The following is an 18,503-nucleotide window of genomic DNA, read 5'->3' as shown; positions in this document are numbered from 1 at the left end:
AACTGCAAAACTGGCGCGTGCATCACTGTTTATATTAGCGCAGCTTGTTATTATTGAAGTATTTTAAACCATGAAAATAACCTATGAAAAACAATAACAATACGCCCGTCTCTGAAGGACGATTTTGGATTGAACGGATCAGTAAAACAACGCTCAGAGCTATCCACATTGTGGGTGTCGTCGGCAGTGGCGGTGGCATCATGTTTGATCTGGATTTATCACTGTGGTTTAACTATTGGCTCGCCGCTATTTGTTCAGGGGTGTTGCTAATGAGTTGGGAAATTATTCGCGACTGGCGTTGGCTTATCCAGCTAAAGGGCATATTAACCTTATTAAAAATCATCTTGTTAGGTTTCTTTATTCAAATAAGTCAGTGCAAATCTGAATTAGTCATCTTTATTATTCTATTATCTGTTATTGTATCTCACGGTCCTGCTGGGTTACGTCATTACTCAATTGTGCACCGCAAAGTGATTCAAAGTCGTAAAGAAATTAAAGGCTAACTAAAGGACACAGGATGTTTCCATATCCAGAGCAATATCGCGTCGCCCTTCCACCTATGACCACTGGATTTATGGTTATTTGGGCTATATTAAGCCACGCGATTTTTACCGATGCGAGCCCTTTTGCCTTATATCCCCTGTTTTTACTCTTCCCTGTTGCCATCGGCGCACATTTATACCTCATTTTATTGTCAAAAGGCATGCAACGCCTTGACCAATGCTTTTACGCATTAGTGCATATCCCACTGGCGTTTGTCGTATGGACATTCACCATAATGCACGTTAACGGCCACGCCTTTTCTTAGGCACTTTTTATGGTTAAGCAATACTTGCGTATCTTGAGGTCAAACGGTATCGTTGCCGCGAATTGACTGGCGAGCGCCATAATAACTGACTTTATTTATGACTCACCACCCACTGCGCATTGACGAGACCCATCATGGCTGACTTTATTTATAACCCGCCCACCACGCCTTGGCTAAACATACTTCATGAAGATAAAGACATTATCGTCATCGATAAACCGTCTGGGTTGTTGTCGGTACCGGGTAGAGAAGCGATTTATCATGACAGTGTTTATTCTCGCGTGTTAGCGGCGCACCCTAACGCACAAATTGTCCATCGTCTCGACATGGCCACATCCGGAATCATTGTTGTTGCGCTTCGTCGCAGTGCAGAACGCGAACTTAAAAGACAATTCCGGGATCGTGAAACTGCTAAAACCTATTATGCACGGGTGGCAGGCCATGTAAGCAAAAGCGTCACTCAAGTTGATTTGCCGTTGATTTGTGATTGGCCAAATCGTCCTAAACAAAAAGTGGACCATAAGGTTGGTAAACCCTCTACTACTCTCGTTGAAGTCGTCAGTTATGCCGCTAAATCTACATTAGTGAAATTGACCCCTATTACCGGCCGTTCACACCAATTACGGGTTCATATGATGGCATTAGGTCACCCTATACTGGGAGATGGCTTTTATGCTGACGCACTCGCTAAAAGCCTGTCACCAAGATTACTGCTTCATGCAGCGGCATTAACCATTACCCATCCGTATACCGAGCAGCAAATACATTTCGAATCGCCAGCCGAATTTATCGATCCCACAGCAGCTCAGTAGTCTAACAACATCAAAATTAAACATTGTTAATATCACTACTAATTTTACTGGCTATTATGCAATGAAAGACGTAGATTTATGGCCAATTAATGGTGTAGCAGGCTCAATACTGTGGATAGCTCATTTCAACGCGACGATTTAGATAACCAGATCCTTACGGCACTGATGGACGATGCACGTACGCCATTTGCTGAACTGGCAAAGCGCTTTAGTGTGAGCGCTGGCACTATCCATGTCCGTGTTGAAAAAATGAAACAAGCTGGCATTATTACCGGTGCACAAATTACCGTTAACCCAAAAGCACTTGGCTATGATGTGTGCTGTTTTATTGGTATTAATTTAAAAAGTGCTGGTGACTACCCTGCCGCCATAGCAAAACTCAATGCATTAGAAGAAGTAGTAGAAGCCTATTACACCACCGGAAATTACTCAGTTTTTGTCAAGGTCATGTGCCAATCTATCGACGGGTTACAGCATGTACTGATTAATCGCATCCAATCGATTGATGAGATCCAATCAACCGAAACACTGATTAGCCTCCAAAACCCTATCATTAGAGCGGTTAAACCTTAACCAGCCCTCACTCCACCTCAATCTTTTACAACATGCCTGCCGTTAACATTTAATTACCTTTTTATTAAGTTATAGTGTGACTTTTGTTAATTAAGTGTGCTACAAATGCTGCTGATGCATCAAAGAGTGCAGCACATAAACATTAAGCATTATCCATTACATTACTTAATAATCATCGTGTTACCGCGATACCCACTCATTGAGTGATGTTTAATAACAAGGAAGAAGTTGTGAAGACTAAACTAGCCCTAGCCATCTCGGCCGCACTTATATCTGGCGCTTGCTTTGCAGAGCCTGCTAATAAATACAACACTACTAACCAATCTCTCGATGAATATGCCGGTTTAAAAGCCACTAAATCAGAAAAGCAATCAACCGTATCGGCTTGGATGATCAAACTGAACACTCAGTCAGTATCAGAGCAATCTCGTTTATCAAAAGTTTCATCAACACAAGCATTTGCATCTGTTCAAGAGTCTCAATCACGTGTACTAAGCGTCATTAACAGTTTAGATGCTGACATTGAAGTGGTTGGCCAAACATCAAAACTGGTTAATTCCATTTTAGTTAAAGCAGATAAAAAGCAATTATTATCCTTATTAAAAAATTCAGACGTCGCTGATATTCTGCCTATCTATGATTACGAGTTACATGTAGCTGATAGTGCTGATTATATTGGCGCTACCGCAGTAATCGAAGCGGGTATTGCTTCAGGTAAAGGTCAAAAAGTTGCAGTTTTAGATACTGGCGTAGATTATACTCATGCAGCATTGGGCGGCACAGGTGTTATTGCCGACTATGAAGCAGCTGTAGCCGCAAAAGCTGAAATGCCAAACTGGCCACAAGGTAAAGTCGCTGGCGGTTATGACTTTGTCAATAATGATCCAAACCCAATTGATGTCAGTACCAACCACGGTACTCATGTAAGCCACTCTGTTGTTGGAGTTGCACCAGATGTAGAATTATACGTTTACTCAGTGTGTGATTCAGGTTGCTCGGGTCTTGCTCAGCTTTACGCGTTAGAAGCTGCCATGGATCCAAATGGTGATGGTGACATTTCTGACCGTGTTAATACCGTCAATATGTCATTAGGTGGCGACTTTGGTGATTCTAAAGAAGGTGCGGTTCAAGAACTGATTGATGAAATGGTTGAGCTTGGCGTTAACCTTGTTATTTCAGCAGGTAACGACGGTGCGACCCCATTTGTAGTTGGCGGACCTAGTACCTCTGCGAATGCGTTATCTGTTGGAGCAATGACTCACCCAACAACACCTGTTGGCAAAATTACAGCTTCAGCTGCAGGTTTAGAACTAACTGCGGTTGCCGCAGGTTTTAACACCACTAACACCTATTCGTTTGATAGCTCTACATCAACATTGGTTGTGCCTACGACTAATACAAATGGTTGTGTGGCTTTTGCCGATGATATAGATTTTACAGGTCAAATCCCTATTATTGACCGTGGAGCTTGTAACTTCACAACAAAAGTACTTAACGCTCAAACTAAAGGCGCTGCATTTGTCATCATTGCAAATAATGCTGGTGCAGCTTCAGTAATGGGTGGTTCTGATCCTCTTGTGACGATTCCATCTGTGATGATTTCTCAAGAAGAAGGTGTTGCACTAAAAGCTGAAATCGCAAAAGGTGCTGTTACATTCTCTATTGCATCTGTTGAAGTGACAACTGCTGGTGCTATAGCTGACTTCACATCACGTGGTCCTTCAATTGCTGGCACATTAAAGCCTGAAATTACTGCGCCAGGTACCTCAATCATGACCGCTCACCCAGGTTTAGGTGACGGGTTATCTCCAATCAGCGGTACATCATTCTCTAGCCCGATTACGGCTGGTGCTATGAGTATTGTTAAAGAGGCATTGCCAAATCGTAGTGCGCTTGAAATCAAAGCTACTATGATGAACGCGGCAAACTTGAATGTGACTGTTGAGCCTTTAGGGTTAAACCCAGATGCTGAATTAGCCCCAATCAGTTATATCGGTGCTGGTCTGGTTGACATTGAAAAATCAATCAACTTACCCGTCGTTGCATACGACAAAGACACAATGCAGGCAGCTTTAGCGTTTGGTCTTGTTTCATTAAGTGAAACAACATCAATGACAAAAACCATTTCTGTGAAAAACTTCTCGGCTGAAGCTAAAACATACACGTTAATGGCAGAGCAACGCTTCCAGAATGACATAGATTCAGAGGCTGTATCTTTTGATATGCCTGCAAGCATCAAAATTCCTGCTGGCCAAACCAAAACATTTGACGTAACAGTAACAATCGATCCAACTAAGTTACCAGAATGGACATTAACATCATCATATGAACTTGATGGCGAAGCAGAAGATGCTTCAACTGCATTGACCTTGTCTGAGTACGATGGTGCAATTAAGTTTATGGATGGCGATGAGCAAGCGTTACACGTCGTTTATCACATTTTGCCTAAAGCAGCTGCCGCTGCGTCAGTTTCAACTGAAGTGACAGCTGACGGTATTGTAAGAACACTGACTAACGTGGGTGCTACTTCTATAACAGATCCATTCAGTGCTCCGTTAACGGCAACTAGCCCTAAGAATATGGCAATTCGCCATGACTTAATTAATGCGTCTAGTGAGCTTTCTGGTAGTGCATCGTGTGATGAAGAGATCGCAATATGGAACACCTTCCAAATGCGCGACCCTATGGTGCATGGCCTTGTAGCAAGTTATAACGTTGACTACGACTTAGACAACGATGGTACATGGGATTACACTGCAACAACAGTAAACCTTCAATGGTTTAATGATGCATACCCTCGCTCACTATATGGATTCGTTGTACCTTTCGGCTCGGGTAACGGTACGTTAGAACCTGCATATCATGTTACAGGCAATAACTTCCTAACCACTATGGTGTGTTTTGAAGATGTTGGATTAACTGCTGCAGATTTAGGTAACAAGGTTAAAGTTCGTTTCCGTGTCGAAGAAGCTGATTATGCACCAACGCCTACAGGTTTAGGTGATGAAGCAGAAGGGACACTAACCTTAGATGCACCTGATGCTTATGCGGGTATTGTCGACGCTGAAGGCGAAGCTGTTACCGAACTAAAACCTGGCGAAAGCGCAATGCTAGTTACCGAAGTGGGCAGCAATTCACTAGGCTACATGCTACTTTCTGATAATGGTTCTATGTCAGTAGTAGCAAACACTACAGATGAAGGTAACGTCGCTCCAACTGTTGAAGACTTGATGCTGACTGTCGATAAAAGCGCTGCACCAGGAACTGTTCTAGGTCAAATCGTGGCAACCGATCCAGACATGTTAACAAGCCCAGTCTCTGAGTTTATCGTGGTTAGCTCTAATTCAAGCATGTTAGCAATTAATGCCAAAGGTGAAGTTAGCCTAAGTGACATGGCTGTCATTGATCAAACCAGTGAAACCATGGAAGCTCAAGTTGTTGTACTAGATACTATGGGTAATCGTTCAGAACCAGCAACTGTTTCAGTAACGATAAACAACACCATGCCAATAGTCGCGCCGACCAACGTATCTGGCGAGGAAGGTAGTACCATTACTGTTAAAGCAAACGGTACTGACGCTGATGGAGATACCCTAACATACAATTGGGTTCAAACTAGCGGCACCGCTGTTACTTTTGAAAATGGTGGTTCTGAAATTAGCTTTACAGCACCTGCAGGATACAACATTATCAAGTTCTCAGTGACTGCTTCTGATACCCGTTTAGAGAGTGAAAAAGGCTCAATGATCGTAACGGTAACAGAAAAAGAAAAAGAGAAATCTTCTGGTGGTTCTATGGGCTGGTTAACAGCACTATTACTACCATTAGCTGCATTACGTCGTCGTAAGCACTAATCATCAGTAATACATAATTTGGATTTTCCAAATTAACTTAAAAACCAGCTGCATTTGTAGCTGGTTTTTTTATGCATCAAATTCGAAGAATCAATATTTTATCAACCAAAAAACCATCTGCATAATTAGGGTTTGAAGATTAATCAACTTGAGGACGATTTCGAACTAAAAATCTACCTAAACATCTGTAATTTAGCAAATAACAATCATTGTGTACTTATAATGATGACCACAAAACGTTTTAAAAGTCTGGGCATTGAGTATCAATGAGTTACTCTTTTTACCATCACGAAAAAATGTATTAGAAGAACACAACAATCACAACCCAACAGGCCCCAGTACAGATATTAAATTAACACTGTAAAATGGATAATTAAGTAATAAAAGTTATAATATTTTTGAGGCAACTAACGAGATTTGTCACTTATGAATAGCATGCCCCCAATATCATCTCATTTATATACTGATGCACTTGAAAGTGTTCAGTATAAGAATGGTAAACCACTTTTGATATTTGACTCTCAGATGCCCTTTACCTTAACAAAGTTTGAGTTGATGAATGAGTCCGGTTATGCAACTTATCCTCACCACCATGATTTCTACGAAATACTTTATATCACCGAGGGGGAAGGGGAACACATTATAGACTTTGAGTCTTATCCTATTCATCACTCATCTTTCTATTTCCTCTCCAAAGGACAGGTTCATTTTTGGCAACTCTCCAAACCATTAAAAGGATATGCACTACTGATCCCTGAAGAGTTTTTAGCATTCCCGAACTCAAATATTATCCGTGCCCATGACTTTGCTTTCTTCCACAATGTAGCAAGTGACCCCTGCCTTTCTGTTATTGGAGAAAACCAGACTAAACTGATAACTATGCTGGAAGGAATAGAAGAAGAGCTCCATGTGGAGGTGAATTCCAGCCTGTCAATCGTCCGCGCTTACCTTCACATATTACTTATGAAGCTTCATCGATTGTACTGTACTGAACATATGGGTAAACACTTAGAGGATAGATCACCATTATTGCGTCAATTTGAACAACTGGTATCAGAACACTATATCACTGAACATTCGGTCAAGGACTATGCACAAAGAATAGGAGTGAGTCCGAATCACCTTATTGATACTGTTAAAGCCGGTACCGGATACGCTCCGGGACAGATAATCCGTAATAAAATTATTTTAGAAGCTAAACGACTATTGAGCCACAGTGATCTATCGGCTGCAGAAGTTGGTTATCGTTTGAACTTTGAAGATTCTTCATACTTTGGCCGTTTTTTTAAACGTGAAACGGACATGAGCCCAACGGTTTTTCGAAAACGAATACGGGAGAAATTCAACATTTCTTCAGCATCACTCACTAGAACCGAAAAAAGTGCCAGAATAACCGAATAGAGTCACTTCACCGATCCCGCTAAACATCCGAATATATACCTCAGACGTTATCAATACTCGTTTCTAAAATTCGTTATATATGAGGTATCAACAATGAAAACCCAATTAAGCACACTCGCAACCTTAATCGCAATATTGACTTCTGGTTACGCAGTTTCTGCGCCAAACGACGAGAGACAAACCGAAAAAATATATCAAGTCGAAACCAGACTAGATAATTATACGCGTCCGACAACCTTTACCCCAGTTAAAGCGGTGGCTGAAAATGGTGCTATTTCAGAAAACATTATTACTTCGACTCAAAACATCTTGAATCCTAAAGCGCCTTTTCTTAAAAAAGGCATGGTAAAGATTGAAGGCGAAGATGAGTTTAGTGCATGGAAGTTTGTTAGTGACGAAGGTGGCTCTGGCCATGATCAAACTGCACCAAACCCACTCACATATTATGCGGTTGGTTCGGCCTCAAGCTTGCTAACTCAGCTTGAGAGAGCGATTCAGGTACTAGACCTCGACGTTGAAGATGTAAAAGTAGAATCAAAAATATTCTTCAGATGGCAGGATACAATGACAAGCACTTGGTCTGGTCATACAGACAAAGTGATTTCAAACATTCTAATCACAAGCGATGAGTCTCCGGACAAGATCAAAGAGCTAAAACAAATGGCACTGAACGCCTGGGCAGTGGGCGAAGGCTTAGCCAATAAAACCGTCATTGATTCTGACATAATAGTCAATGCTGATGATTGGGCGGGCCTCAAACCTAGTCATGGTAAGGTTGAAACTCCGGTTTCTCTGGATAATGGCTTTCCGATTACAAATGTCACTGCAGATCTCACATTTCAGACAATGGAAGTAGAACAAGATCTTGCATTGGATATGCACCACCTTCCAAATCCGTTGGTGTTCCCTGAGATTGCAATTGCAGAATCAGCCCATGATACCGACAGGCCATATATGCATAGGGTTAGAGCAAAATCTTTAACTGAAAACTATGCAACATGGGATCTTTACTCCGATGACAGCCGTGGCTACGAAGGTAAAGATAAAGCACCTACATCACGGGACTACTTTACGATCGGTACTTCTTTCTGCCTAATGAGCCAACTTACAGCGAACAAAATGTACTTCCAGAAACAAGGAGTGAACATCAAGGACTTCCGAGTTGAGCACCAGTTTAACTTCCAGCAAGAAAACTTTATGACACCAGCAATGACCGGCACACTTGATAGCGTGATAACCAGGATCGTTGTACAAAGCGAATCTGCTACTGAAGAAGCCATAAAATACGCCAAGCAATCACTACGAACCTGCTTTGCTGGTGAAGGGATCCAGAATGCTACTGAAATGGAAAATAATATTTATTTAAACGGTAAGCTTTTGAAGTGAGCTTTCTGGCTGTGATTAATTCTTTATTGTGGTTATCAGTACAGGATTATTTTATTTTCTCGCGACTGAAAATAACAAACTTTTATATTTACCATTGATTTATAAGCATAAAAAAGCCCCGTTCAATTAAGAACAGGGCTTTCAAATAATGGTACCTGAGGTCGGACTCGAACCGACACGCCGTGAAGCAGGGGATTTTGAATAAAGAGTGTCATAAATATCTCTCTTAATGGAATTTTTTGTTATTACTTTTTAACAACTTACGGTACATTAAAAGTCAGTTAAATAACTTTGCAAATTCTTTGCAAAAAACATCAGACATTTCTTATGAGCAAACAGATCGAAAGGCACGACATTTCCGACGAATTATACATCTATAAACAAGACAACAGTAAGCGTTGGTATGCCCGTATTAAGATCGGTAATAAGTGGTACTCCAAAGCTACCAAACAAAAGGAGAAAGAGAAAGCCATAGCAATGGCATATCGACTCCAAATTGAATTCGAAGTTATGGCTAGTAGTAACAAACTTGCTGTATCTAAACGCTTTAGCGACGTTGCTGAGCAAGCCATAAATACCATACAAGTTTCAATTGATGTAAACAACGTAAAAGGGCGAAGTGAAAATGAGGTTGAAAATAAGGAACGAAGCCGAGATAAATACATAACCTATATCCAGATTTTAAGAAAATACCATATCCCGTTTTTTAACCGCACTTACATTACTTCAATTGATAGCGATAAATTGAACGAATTTAATCAATGGCGTGAGCAGCAGCTTGGCCGTCAACCCGCTAAATCTACGTTAATGAATCATAATGCTGCCATGCAATTGGTTTTTAGAGAAGCGATTCAGCGGAAGTGGATGCTACCTGTTCAAGTACCTTCACTTTCAGCTAAGGGGGTAGGACCACAACGACGCTCGCATTTATCCCCTGATGAATATGAAAAAGTTTTTGATGCAGTTATACAGTTAGAACAAAACAGTATTAAGGATAAAACCCGCCAAATACGTGAGCTGCTACTCGACTACATGGAGTTTGCTGTTTATACAGGCATTAGACCCGGTACTGAAATGGAAGGCCTTACTTGGGGCGACATACATATTGATACCAATGCTCACAACATCATTTTCTATATCACCGTAAGAAAAGGTAAAACCATCAAGCATACGGGTACCAGAGAAGTTGTTTGTCGTGATGAAATCTTTTCGAGTATTCAGACGTTGAGAGAGCGCTTTCCCAATAGGAAGCCTACTGACAAGCTGTTTCGCTTACTTGATGGTACTCAAACCAAAGCACTCACCAAGACCTTTGATACAGCATTAACAAAAGCCAAATTAAAAGAATCACCACATGGCGTTAGAACGCTTTATTCATTACGCCATACTTATATCACTTGGCAACTATTGGCTGGAGTAAGCATGGAAGTATTGGCTAAACAATGTGGAACAAGCATTGCCATGATTGAACAGCATTACAGTCATGTTACCCCGAAGATGTACAGTAAAGAGCTATCGGGTGTTGACCTAGGCAAAACAAAGACCAAAGTAAAAGACAAAAAAACATCTGGTAGTAAGCAAAATGAAGCGAGGCTTTCTGAATTGTTTAAAGAATGGCAAGCCAGCTACAAGCAGCGTGGCTGTATTTAGACTCATCGGGAGACTTCTGATGTTTGTATCACAATGATAAGATGTGTAATAAATTCAGGAGTTAAAAATGGCACTATATAAAAGCGAGTTTGGTGAAAACTTTAACTTGGGCTTTAACATTGAAGACTTTCCGTGGCTAACTGATAAGAGCTGGCACAACGACATGAGCCCTAGCTTCTACTTTAAAGTGGGTATTCAACATTTAGTACTATGGGTGGACTTCGAGGCTCCTGATGACAGAGATGAATCAAAAGAGCGTTACCTTGTCATGACAGCTATAAACGAAGGCACCGATAATGAACCAGAAATTTTCACTGGTGAAGATAGTGAAGTAGTGTTTACAACAGAAAGCCCCTCTGAGCTAACTGCGTATCTAAAAAAACTAGCCTCTGCACACTAACATATAAGGTAAAACCATGAGTAACTCACCAAGTATTACTGTACCTTTTGAAGAAGAATACCAAGGCTTTGAAATTTATGTTGAAGAAAATCCAGACCATTATAACGAAGGCTATAGCTGGTCTATAAGCAAGGATGATGAATGTATCGATGAAGATATAGAGTTTGATATCCAGATGGCTATTGATGCAGCGCGTAAGGCTGTAGATAAATATGAGAGCAAATCAAGCTGATTGACTGGAATTCTGATTTCCCAGCTCAATATGTAACCTACGAATAAACTCTTCTGAAGTCAGGCCCAACGCATCAATCAATCCTTCTAGAGAATCAAGGGTTATGTTACGAACTGACCGCTCAACGCCTGAGATATAGGTTCGATCTATACCAGATTTTCTAGCCAGCTGCTCTTGACTAACTCCAACTTCATTTCTTAATTTTTTCAGTGTTAAAGCAACTGCATATTTAAGTTTCACGATTTTTCCCAACTGAAATAATGATATTAAGTATGACTCATAGTTACTTTAGTATCTATGGACTATGAGTCACACTTTATAAGCCTCATCACTACACAATAAAACCGATTTCTAATATTTTGCTCATAGGCCTACATATTTTTCTTCAGCAAATCAGCCACACCACGAAATACTGGTACAACTACAGAATTACCAAATTGCTTATACGCCGAAGTGTCTGCACACACAATTCTGAAGTCAGCATCAGCTTCACTTCTGTCTTGTTTTGGCTTTTCAAAACCCATTAAACGCGCGCACTCACGAGGCATTAAACGGCGGGGAGTGCGGTACAGGGAATCGAACTCTTCAGCATAGCGACCGTGCTTGTCGTCATATATCTTCTCTCCTTGTTTAATCACCTCATTTAAAATTTTCTCAGTGGGTTCTGGATTACCTTTCTTCCATTTATTCGCATACTCTAAAGCAAATTGCTCTCTATCTTGGTTTTTGCGAATAGCGAACTCTTTTTTACACTCAAGATATTCATCCGTTAAGTCACTTTGGTTTATAAGAATTTCTGAACCATCTTTGTAATAGCGAGCAGACAGAGTTCGAGTTACAACTTTTTCATTTCTAGGGTTAACTAACCCAAAACCGAAACCATTTCCCTTGCTCTGATGCTTGAGAGCATAGTGATATAGATAGCTCCATAAGTTGGGTGTAAGCGTATATTTATCTTGCTGAGCTTTATCTAGTGGAAGAAGAATGTCACCAAGTGAATAGCAGCTCTTGGGTTTAGCGATATCTTTCAAACTTAATCTAGCGAGTTCAGGTTTAACAGCTAGTACATCCTTTCTCACACCAACTAAAACTATACGTTCTCGATGTTGAGGCGTAAATAAAGCGCCATCAATGATTGTCGGTTCAGGCTTACGCTTACGTACAATCTTAATTGCTTCTTCAATATCGTCGTGCTGATTACTTATATCAGCAATCCAGTAACCAGCCCTATCTAACGCTCGAATGATCGTTGCAAACGTGTTTCCTTTGTCGTGACTTTTAAGATTTTTTACGTTCTCAAGCACGAAGTACTTGGGTTGTCTTACAGTAAGTATCTGCTCAACATCAAAAAATAGCGTTCCTTGAGTATCACAATCAAAACCATGGGCGCGGCCAAGTGAGTTTTTCTTAGAAACCCCTGCTAGAGAGAATGGCTGACAAGGGAATCCGGCTAGTAATACATCATGCTCTGGAATGTGTGACAGGATACTTTGCTTTCTTTCACTCTCACTTGCTGTGTCATCATCACTTCTTGTTACTTTTGTAATATCCATAAATGATTTATTTTTATGCGGGTTATCTTCCTCACTATTTAAGAAGTAAGTTAATTCGCTGTCATCCACATAGTGGTTTGCAAGGTATGTTCTGCGGGCATTGGCATCATACTCACTAGTAAACAAGCACTTACCACCAACCGCTTCAAAGCCTTTTCTTATTCCACCAATACCTGCGAATAAGTCGATAAATGTAAAATCAGGATTATCCCAATGAGCAGGTTTGCGAGGGAGTAATTTGTCTCTAAGGAGCGCAATAGCTCTTTCATGAAAAATGATTGGATTCTTTTCTGCTGAAGCTTTCCACTTATTAAGCTTCTCTCTACTCACCGATGCAAAATCGCCGCCTAGCGACTGAAAATGAATAGCGAGATTTTTCTGATCATAAATCTCGATTAGTAGTTTAAGTAGCTTATCGCTTTCTTTTCTATTCGTGTCGATTCTCTGCTTGTCTAACTCATCGCCGATAAGTATTTCGCTATACAACATAATTAATTCTTCTGGGGATTATGAGTAAATTGTATCACACAAAATTCCCAGAAAGTTAATCTGCATTATAAATAAGTAACCAGTTCTAAGATTTTTTTAAATCGAGTACTCGTAGCGAATGATATAACTGATGAATATCTTTCCATTTTACCCTAAATTGGCTTCGCTTCTTCGGCTTCCATTTTCCTTTATCTAACTTCATGTTGATGCCTGGATCATAGTAGATAGCACAGCTATGAAGCGATTTGAGTAAGTGTTCTAAGGATGTGCCCTGCCCCAATTTCACTTGAGGGCCATATAGGTAGTGTGGAAGTTCATTATCCTTATTGGCGGTATAGGCTACGTAGCAGGTGTTTGAGTGCTTTCTCTTCCAGTGATCAATAACTTTATCGAAGCTCCACCCCGCAGCTAAGTTTCCTGCTCTATCTCTCAGCATTAAGCCGCCAGAAGGGTCTGTTATCTTCCCTGACTTAGCATCATAGCCTTCCATTTTCATGGTTAGATATGTTTTACTATTTTCTTTATTTACATCGTGACGGCTTGCAAAGTCTAAGCGATCTTCTTGCTTTTTAGTTGCGTAGCAATCTAAAAACGTTTTTAATCCATCTTCGATATAGATACCGGTATTCGGTTCTGGTGTCATTAATGTCACCACAGAACCAGAATGCGACTTTAATTCCCAATCCATAAAATCAGGGTCAGAGAATCCATTCGGTGTAATATCAAACTGAGCTTCTAGTGTATAACCAGCACCGTTTTGAGCCTTGTATGGTATTTTAGTACCGTCAGATTGTAATCGGCATGACTCAATTGGACCACCTTCATAGATCGCTCGCAGTTTATCTAATAGCTTCTCTTCGCTTGTTTTCCCAACGGTTATCGATTCATATAAAACTGAAGCGACTAGCTTTGCTTTGTTCTCAGTAACAAGCTGCTTTAACTCCAATGCAAGTTCATCTTCCCACGAAGTGCAATACGCCCAAATGGTTGTTTTATTTACGCCTAATACGAGATATCGATGGCTATCAATTCTTATGGCTCGTTCAGATTTCGTGGGAGGTTGCATCAAATGGCGTGGTGTTATGGCTAACTTTCTATTAGTAGCAGCTAAAAAGCCAGACATACGAATTTCTGGGTATTTTGGGTATAAAATGATTTGGCACTTTGGCGCTCGGTCAGTATTCCCATCTTCATCTATCCAATAAAAATCCAATGGCGCCTTAAAGATAGGGCCTTTTGTACTAATACCCTGAGCATAAATCTCACCAGAAGGAATTGAGCGAATCACATCAAATTCCGAGCCTAAATAGATCTGTTGCTTAGTGTTATCATTGTTAGCTAACGGCTTAAAAAATATTCGTGAAGCTCCAAGCTTACGCATCTGTTCTGAAATAGCTTTAAAACTAGTCATCATCCCTCTAAGAGCTCACAGATTGAGCGGTTTAGTTATATCAAAAATAACAAGAACACACTAAGTTGTTCATTGGTAATGATAGTAACTTCAAACGCTATAAAATCCGAAAGGAAACTGCACTTTAATGTTTATTAAAGTGCACTTTTAGCGTGTTTTAGCGCTTACTTTACGTGTTCTGCGCGTAATCGTGATAAACAGACACAAAATACAGTTTATGCACACATAACTGCATAAACAGTCACATTTCATCAATTTACAGCTACAAAGCATAAATCTGAGAAGAGTCTGCATAAGCATAGTGATTCAATCAAATTTTGAAGAATGCTACAGCGATAATGAGCAAAGGTTCTCTCTATGTGCAAGTGCACAATTCAATAGCAAGCATGCTCGAGATCAAGAACTAGCTAAGCGGCTAGTATCTTAATTGGGATATCAGGATTATTGAACAACAGATTCTCTAGCTGGTTAGGGTCAGACTGAAACCAATAACGGATATCGCTAGCACCTATAAGCAGCGGCATTCTGTGATGGTAAAGTCGGCATTCATCAGTAGGTGCTGTAGTTAGGGTTACTAACTGCATAGCATCGTCACAGAGATAAAGAATACCTGCCATATACAGTGGTTCATTATCTTCATAACTAAATAGGTACTTTTGCTTCTTAGAGCCTCCTTCATCACGCCATTCAAACCAACCAGAGCAAGGCACTAAACATCTATTATGAGCAAAGGCTGAGGCAAAGGTTTTCTTGCTAGCCACAGTCTCGGCTTGGGCATTAATCAGCATCCTCTTAGACCATGCAGGCTGTATGCCCCAAGAAGCGTCTTGTTGATAAAGCCTTTCATTATGCATCACTAAGGTCGCGACCTGCTCAGTTGGTCGTAAATCAAGATTCAGCTGTGCACGAAAATCAATGCCTAATCTTTTTGATACCCTTTGACTAAGCATTTCATTGATGTTGAGTCTTCCACACATAAGTATTACTCACAGTAAGGCGTTTTGTTTGCCGGCCAGTAACCTTTACCAAATAATAGCAGGTTGCCATAAGTTTAAACTGGCCTAAATTCAAATCTGAAGCGACTCGTTTTTGGACAAAAGCAAGTTACGAAGTTCCGACAACGCTAAATTTTCAGATAGATTTTTCTATGTGAAAAATATCTGTTTACTACACATCTATGGCCAATTTTACTAAGCCACTACAACCTGTTACTCCATTAACTTGTTGAAAGTCTTATTAGGCGGGATATGACAACATGACAATTATCATATATTAAGTGTATAACATTGCTGTTCCAACCAACGACCAAACGCTGTTATATCAGCCCTGTTAGAATTTAACTCACTATAGACAAAGTAAAAGTTATCACCAGTTTTCAATTCATGCATAGGAATTCTGACAAAATTCTGTTTATGAGATTGATCTACCGTCATATAGTTATTAATAAGCGTAATACCTAAATTGTAACGTGCCGCTTCTGCCGCGAGTAGCACATGGCTAAATTGATTAACTTTTAGATCACTAGGTAGCTCAAACCCACCGGCTTTACACCATCGTAACCAATCATCGGCGATGTTTTGATTTGTGTCAGAATATCGCACAGACAATATCGGATGTTGCCACAATGCCTCAGGGAGTGGCTTATCTCTTATTTTTTCCCAAAGCTTTTGACCGCAAACAGGAAATAACTTTTCAGTAAATAACAATTTACTTACAAAGTGACGTTTTGGTGGATTTACGGTAATAAAACAATCTGCGAATTGGTCATTAAAATCCGGCTGATCTGTGACCATATCTAACGTTATTTCTATCTCTGGATACTGTTTACGGAAATCTTCTAATCGAGGGATTAACCAATTGACGGCTACTGAACTATAAAGTGCTAAACGAATATACCCAGGTTTACCGTGTCGAATAATCTGACTGGCATTAGACAGAATAGCTAGTGATTGACTGACTTCTGTGAAGTAACGCTCTCCAACTTCTGTTAATGAAAATGTCCGGCCTTGCCTGTAAAACATAGCTTCACCAAGATACTCCTCAAGCATTCGTACTTGATGACTCACCGCACTTTGAGTCACATTAAGACTTTCTGCTGCTTTTGAAAAACTTTTAAGCCTGGCAACTGACTCAAAACATTGTACAGCGCGCAATGGTGGCAACTTCATTATTACCTCAGCTAATACTAAGCAATTTTATATCATTATACGTCATAGAATTATATGAATATACTCCCTACTTAAGCACCTGATTTGCGTAATGGTATTTAATTTTTTACATTTTTAGAATAAGTCGAGGGAAAAAATGCCGAAGATGAGTGTTGGATTTGCAATGGTTTTATTGATTTTAGGAAATATTGTCGCCGTCATTTCGGATGCTTTAATAAAAAGCCTGCCGACTGGGGCTGCAGTGTATCAATTTGTTCTATTTAGACAATTAACAGCAGTATTGATGCTTTTGCCATTTTGCTTATTCAATACAAAAATCAAATTATTTAGTCATTTAAAATGGCACTTTGTACGTGGCCATGTTTGGTTATTTGGTGCCATATTCATGGTATTGTCTCTTCAAGCTCTACCTCTGGCAACTGTTAATGCTATTTTTTATACTGCCCCATTACTTATGTTACCGTTGGGTTTTTTATTTTATAAAGACACGTTAACCACCCCAACTATAACCGTATCGATTGTGGGTTTTGTCGGTATTCTCGTCGTTGTACAACCGACACAAATTAGTTTGGCGGCTGTATCTGCACTTATAGTCGCGGTAACAATGGCTACAAATAATCTCTTGGTTCGTAAACTTCCTCAGCACCACACTGTCGCTCAGACTTTATTCTTGACCAATCTAATGGGAATACCTTTTGCCTTTAGTTTAGCAATTTGGGAACACCAACCTTTGGATTGGTACCCGCTATTCACAGCGGCAAGCTCAAATTTATTCATTTTGATTTATGCAGGTATATGCGTCTTGGTATACCGAACAGTTGAAGCACATAAAATTTCTAGCGCTGAATATACTGGCTTATTAGGTGCCGTAATAGTGGGCATCATGTGGTTTGATGAAGTTCCTGATTTGAGTTTTGTGATAGGTTCAGCGTTAATCATCTTACCTTTAGTTTGGTTAGCGACACTTGAATCTGTTAAGTATAAGAAGGAGGTTTGAATAAAGTAATCAAATTATTTCAAATTAAACGTCAAAACAGGCCTTAAAAACACATCAGATTGATGTGTAATGTTAAAAATAAGTGAAGATAATTATGACTGATACTAAATTAGTGTTTAAAGATTACTGTGATTTATGTTTTGAAGAGTGCATTGCATTATTTGATAAAAATTGTCCCGAATTTTTCGCAAATAATGAAAGACAGGATTATGTTGAGTTCCTCGAAAAGCAGGGAAAAACTTATAAAGTTGGACAAATTGAAAGTGAAATCGTGGCCGTTTTTGGCTTGAATATCGACGAAAAAAATAACAGAGCAAATATTACATGGATCATGACTTGCCCATCAGTGCATGGCAAAGGTCTTGGTACTCAAATGATATCTTATGCTAAAAATATCGCCGTTGATTGTAAGGTTACCCACATAGACATCGCAACCAGTCATCTTTCAGCTGCATTTTTTGAAAAATTTGGTGCAAAAAAGACGACTGAAATTAAAGATGGCTGGGGACCTAATATGCACAGAGTTGATATGGTGCTACCACTGCTCTAATGTCTAGTTATAAGATGACAGATGTATGATAGCAATATTGGTCAAACGATAAAGACTCGGTAAACAACAATGCCGAGTGTATTAAGCCCATTGATGTCTTTGCTGTATTTATCGGTGAAGCAGAGAGATAACGACTCAGGCTATTCTATGAAGGTGATATTATATTTTTGAGGGTAAATGCAATCGGTTAAACCGTGAAATATATCCATTTCAAACACA

17 protein-coding genes are annotated in these 18,503 nt (G+C 39.9%); 12 read left to right on the top strand and 5 right to left on the bottom strand.

Annotation, left to right across the window (positions count from 1 at the left end; translation table 11 throughout):
* The first annotated feature begins 83 nt into the window (after positions 1-83).
* The 10 genes from AC19MX_RS10595 (at position 84) to AC19MX_RS10550 (ending at position 11,116) form a co-directional block, all read left to right on the top strand.
* Complete coding sequence (locus tag AC19MX_RS10595; protein WP_432402858.1) at positions 84-503, top strand: hypothetical protein; 420 nt, start codon at positions 84-86, stop codon at positions 501-503.
* 14 nt (positions 504-517) lie between these two features.
* A complete protein-coding gene (locus AC19MX_RS10590) occupies positions 518-808 on the top strand; it encodes a hypothetical protein (RefSeq protein WP_432402856.1) in 291 nt (96 codons plus the stop codon).
* Between the two features lie 134 nt (positions 809-942).
* On the top strand, positions 943-1,620 hold the full coding sequence (gene rluA, locus AC19MX_RS10585; protein ID WP_498297935.1) for a bifunctional tRNA pseudouridine(32) synthase/23S rRNA pseudouridine(746) synthase RluA: 678 nt from the start codon (positions 943-945) through the stop codon (positions 1,618-1,620).
* 111 nt (positions 1,621-1,731) lie between these two features.
* Positions 1,732-2,193 carry a transcriptional regulator AsnC gene (asnC, locus tag AC19MX_RS10580; RefSeq protein ID WP_498297934.1) on the top strand — a complete coding sequence of 154 codons (462 nt, stop codon included), beginning with the start codon at positions 1,732-1,734 and terminating at the stop codon, positions 2,191-2,193.
* 230 nt (positions 2,194-2,423) lie between these two features.
* The gene (locus AC19MX_RS10575) at positions 2,424-6,047 is read left to right on the top strand and encodes a S8 family serine peptidase (protein WP_498297932.1); all 3,624 of its coding nucleotides are present in this window, start codon (positions 2,424-2,426) and stop codon (positions 6,045-6,047) included.
* Between the two features lie 426 nt (positions 6,048-6,473).
* A complete protein-coding gene (locus tag AC19MX_RS10570; protein WP_498297930.1) occupies positions 6,474-7,448 on the top strand; it encodes a helix-turn-helix domain-containing protein in 975 nt (324 codons plus the stop codon).
* 93 nt (positions 7,449-7,541) lie between these two features.
* Positions 7,542-8,834: a hypothetical protein gene (locus AC19MX_RS10565; protein WP_498297928.1), complete on the top strand. Its 1,293-nt coding sequence runs from the start codon at positions 7,542-7,544 to the stop codon at positions 8,832-8,834.
* 327 nt (positions 8,835-9,161) lie between these two features.
* The gene (locus tag AC19MX_RS10560) at positions 9,162-10,484 is read left to right on the top strand and encodes a tyrosine-type recombinase/integrase (protein WP_498297926.1); all 1,323 of its coding nucleotides are present in this window, start codon (positions 9,162-9,164) and stop codon (positions 10,482-10,484) included.
* Between the two features lie 67 nt (positions 10,485-10,551).
* Positions 10,552-10,884 (top strand): hypothetical protein, encoded by a 333-nt coding sequence (locus AC19MX_RS10555; protein WP_498297924.1) that lies wholly within the window; start codon positions 10,552-10,554, stop codon positions 10,882-10,884.
* A gap of 16 nt (positions 10,885-10,900) precedes the next feature.
* Positions 10,901-11,116, top strand: a complete 216-nt coding sequence (locus AC19MX_RS10550; protein ID WP_498297922.1) for a hypothetical protein — start codon at positions 10,901-10,903, stop codon at positions 11,114-11,116.
* Here AC19MX_RS10550 and AC19MX_RS10545 read toward each other — a convergent pair.
* The 5 genes from AC19MX_RS10545 to AC19MX_RS10525 all read right to left on the bottom strand — a co-directional run bounded on the left by AC19MX_RS10545 (position 11,108) and on the right by AC19MX_RS10525 (position 16,737).
* On the bottom strand, positions 11,108-11,356 hold the full coding sequence (locus AC19MX_RS10545; RefSeq protein WP_498297920.1) for a helix-turn-helix domain-containing protein: 249 nt from the start codon (positions 11,354-11,356) through the stop codon (positions 11,108-11,110). The genes AC19MX_RS10550 and AC19MX_RS10545 overlap by 9 nt on opposite strands.
* A gap of 131 nt (positions 11,357-11,487) precedes the next feature.
* Complete coding sequence (gene dcm / locus AC19MX_RS10540; protein ID WP_498297918.1) at positions 11,488-13,158, bottom strand: DNA (cytosine-5-)-methyltransferase; 1,671 nt, start codon at positions 13,156-13,158, stop codon at positions 11,488-11,490.
* A gap of 85 nt (positions 13,159-13,243) precedes the next feature.
* A complete protein-coding gene (locus AC19MX_RS10535; RefSeq protein WP_498297916.1) occupies positions 13,244-14,572 on the bottom strand; it encodes an MvaI/BcnI family restriction endonuclease in 1,329 nt (442 codons plus the stop codon).
* A 404-nt stretch (positions 14,573-14,976) separates the two neighbouring features.
* Entirely contained in the window at positions 14,977-15,546 is a 570-nt protein-coding gene (locus tag AC19MX_RS10530; protein ID WP_498297914.1) for an SOS response-associated peptidase, read from the bottom strand.
* Positions 15,547-15,834: 288 nt separating this feature from the next.
* Positions 15,835-16,737: a LysR substrate-binding domain-containing protein gene (locus AC19MX_RS10525; RefSeq protein WP_498297912.1), complete on the bottom strand. Its 903-nt coding sequence runs from the start codon at positions 16,735-16,737 to the stop codon at positions 15,835-15,837.
* Between the two features lie 136 nt (positions 16,738-16,873).
* On the opposite strand from AC19MX_RS10525, the gene AC19MX_RS10520 reads away from it, so the two are divergent.
* Positions 16,874-17,734: a DMT family transporter gene (locus AC19MX_RS10520; protein WP_498297911.1), complete on the top strand. Its 861-nt coding sequence runs from the start codon at positions 16,874-16,876 to the stop codon at positions 17,732-17,734.
* A gap of 94 nt (positions 17,735-17,828) precedes the next feature.
* Positions 17,829-18,284, top strand: a complete 456-nt coding sequence (locus AC19MX_RS10515) for a GNAT family N-acetyltransferase (RefSeq protein ID WP_498297909.1) — start codon at positions 17,829-17,831, stop codon at positions 18,282-18,284.
* The last annotated feature ends 219 nt before the right edge of the window (positions 18,285-18,503 follow it).

The sequence above is a fragment of the Shewanella sp. MF05956 genome (genome assembly GCF_059758055.1).
Note: the sequence above shows the minus strand (reverse complement) of the source record. Positions and strands in the feature narration are given on the sequence as shown.

Coding starts and splice junctions, on each gene's coding strand:
- AC19MX_RS10595 (WP_432402858.1), top strand. CDS start 84: ATGAAAAACAATAACAATACGCCCGTCTCTGAAGGACGATTTTGGATT.
- AC19MX_RS10590 (WP_432402856.1), top strand. CDS start 518: ATGTTTCCATATCCAGAGCAATATCGCGTCGCCCTTCCACCTATGACC.
- rluA (WP_498297935.1), top strand. CDS start 943: ATGGCTGACTTTATTTATAACCCGCCCACCACGCCTTGGCTAAACATA.
- AC19MX_RS10570 (WP_498297930.1), top strand. CDS start 6,474: ATGAATAGCATGCCCCCAATATCATCTCATTTATATACTGATGCACTT.
- AC19MX_RS10565 (WP_498297928.1), top strand. CDS start 7,542: ATGAAAACCCAATTAAGCACACTCGCAACCTTAATCGCAATATTGACT.
- AC19MX_RS10560 (WP_498297926.1), top strand. CDS start 9,162: ATGAGCAAACAGATCGAAAGGCACGACATTTCCGACGAATTATACATC.
- AC19MX_RS10555 (WP_498297924.1), top strand. CDS start 10,552: ATGGCACTATATAAAAGCGAGTTTGGTGAAAACTTTAACTTGGGCTTT.
- AC19MX_RS10550 (WP_498297922.1), top strand. CDS start 10,901: ATGAGTAACTCACCAAGTATTACTGTACCTTTTGAAGAAGAATACCAA.
- dcm (WP_498297918.1), bottom strand. CDS start 13,158: ATGTTGTATAGCGAAATACTTATCGGCGATGAGTTAGACAAGCAGAGA.
- AC19MX_RS10535 (WP_498297916.1), bottom strand. CDS start 14,572: ATGATGACTAGTTTTAAAGCTATTTCAGAACAGATGCGTAAGCTTGGA.
- AC19MX_RS10530 (WP_498297914.1), bottom strand. CDS start 15,546: ATGTGTGGAAGACTCAACATCAATGAAATGCTTAGTCAAAGGGTATCA.
- AC19MX_RS10525 (WP_498297912.1), bottom strand. CDS start 16,737: ATGAAGTTGCCACCATTGCGCGCTGTACAATGTTTTGAGTCAGTTGCC.
- AC19MX_RS10520 (WP_498297911.1), top strand. CDS start 16,874: ATGCCGAAGATGAGTGTTGGATTTGCAATGGTTTTATTGATTTTAGGA.
- AC19MX_RS10515 (WP_498297909.1), top strand. CDS start 17,829: ATGACTGATACTAAATTAGTGTTTAAAGATTACTGTGATTTATGTTTT.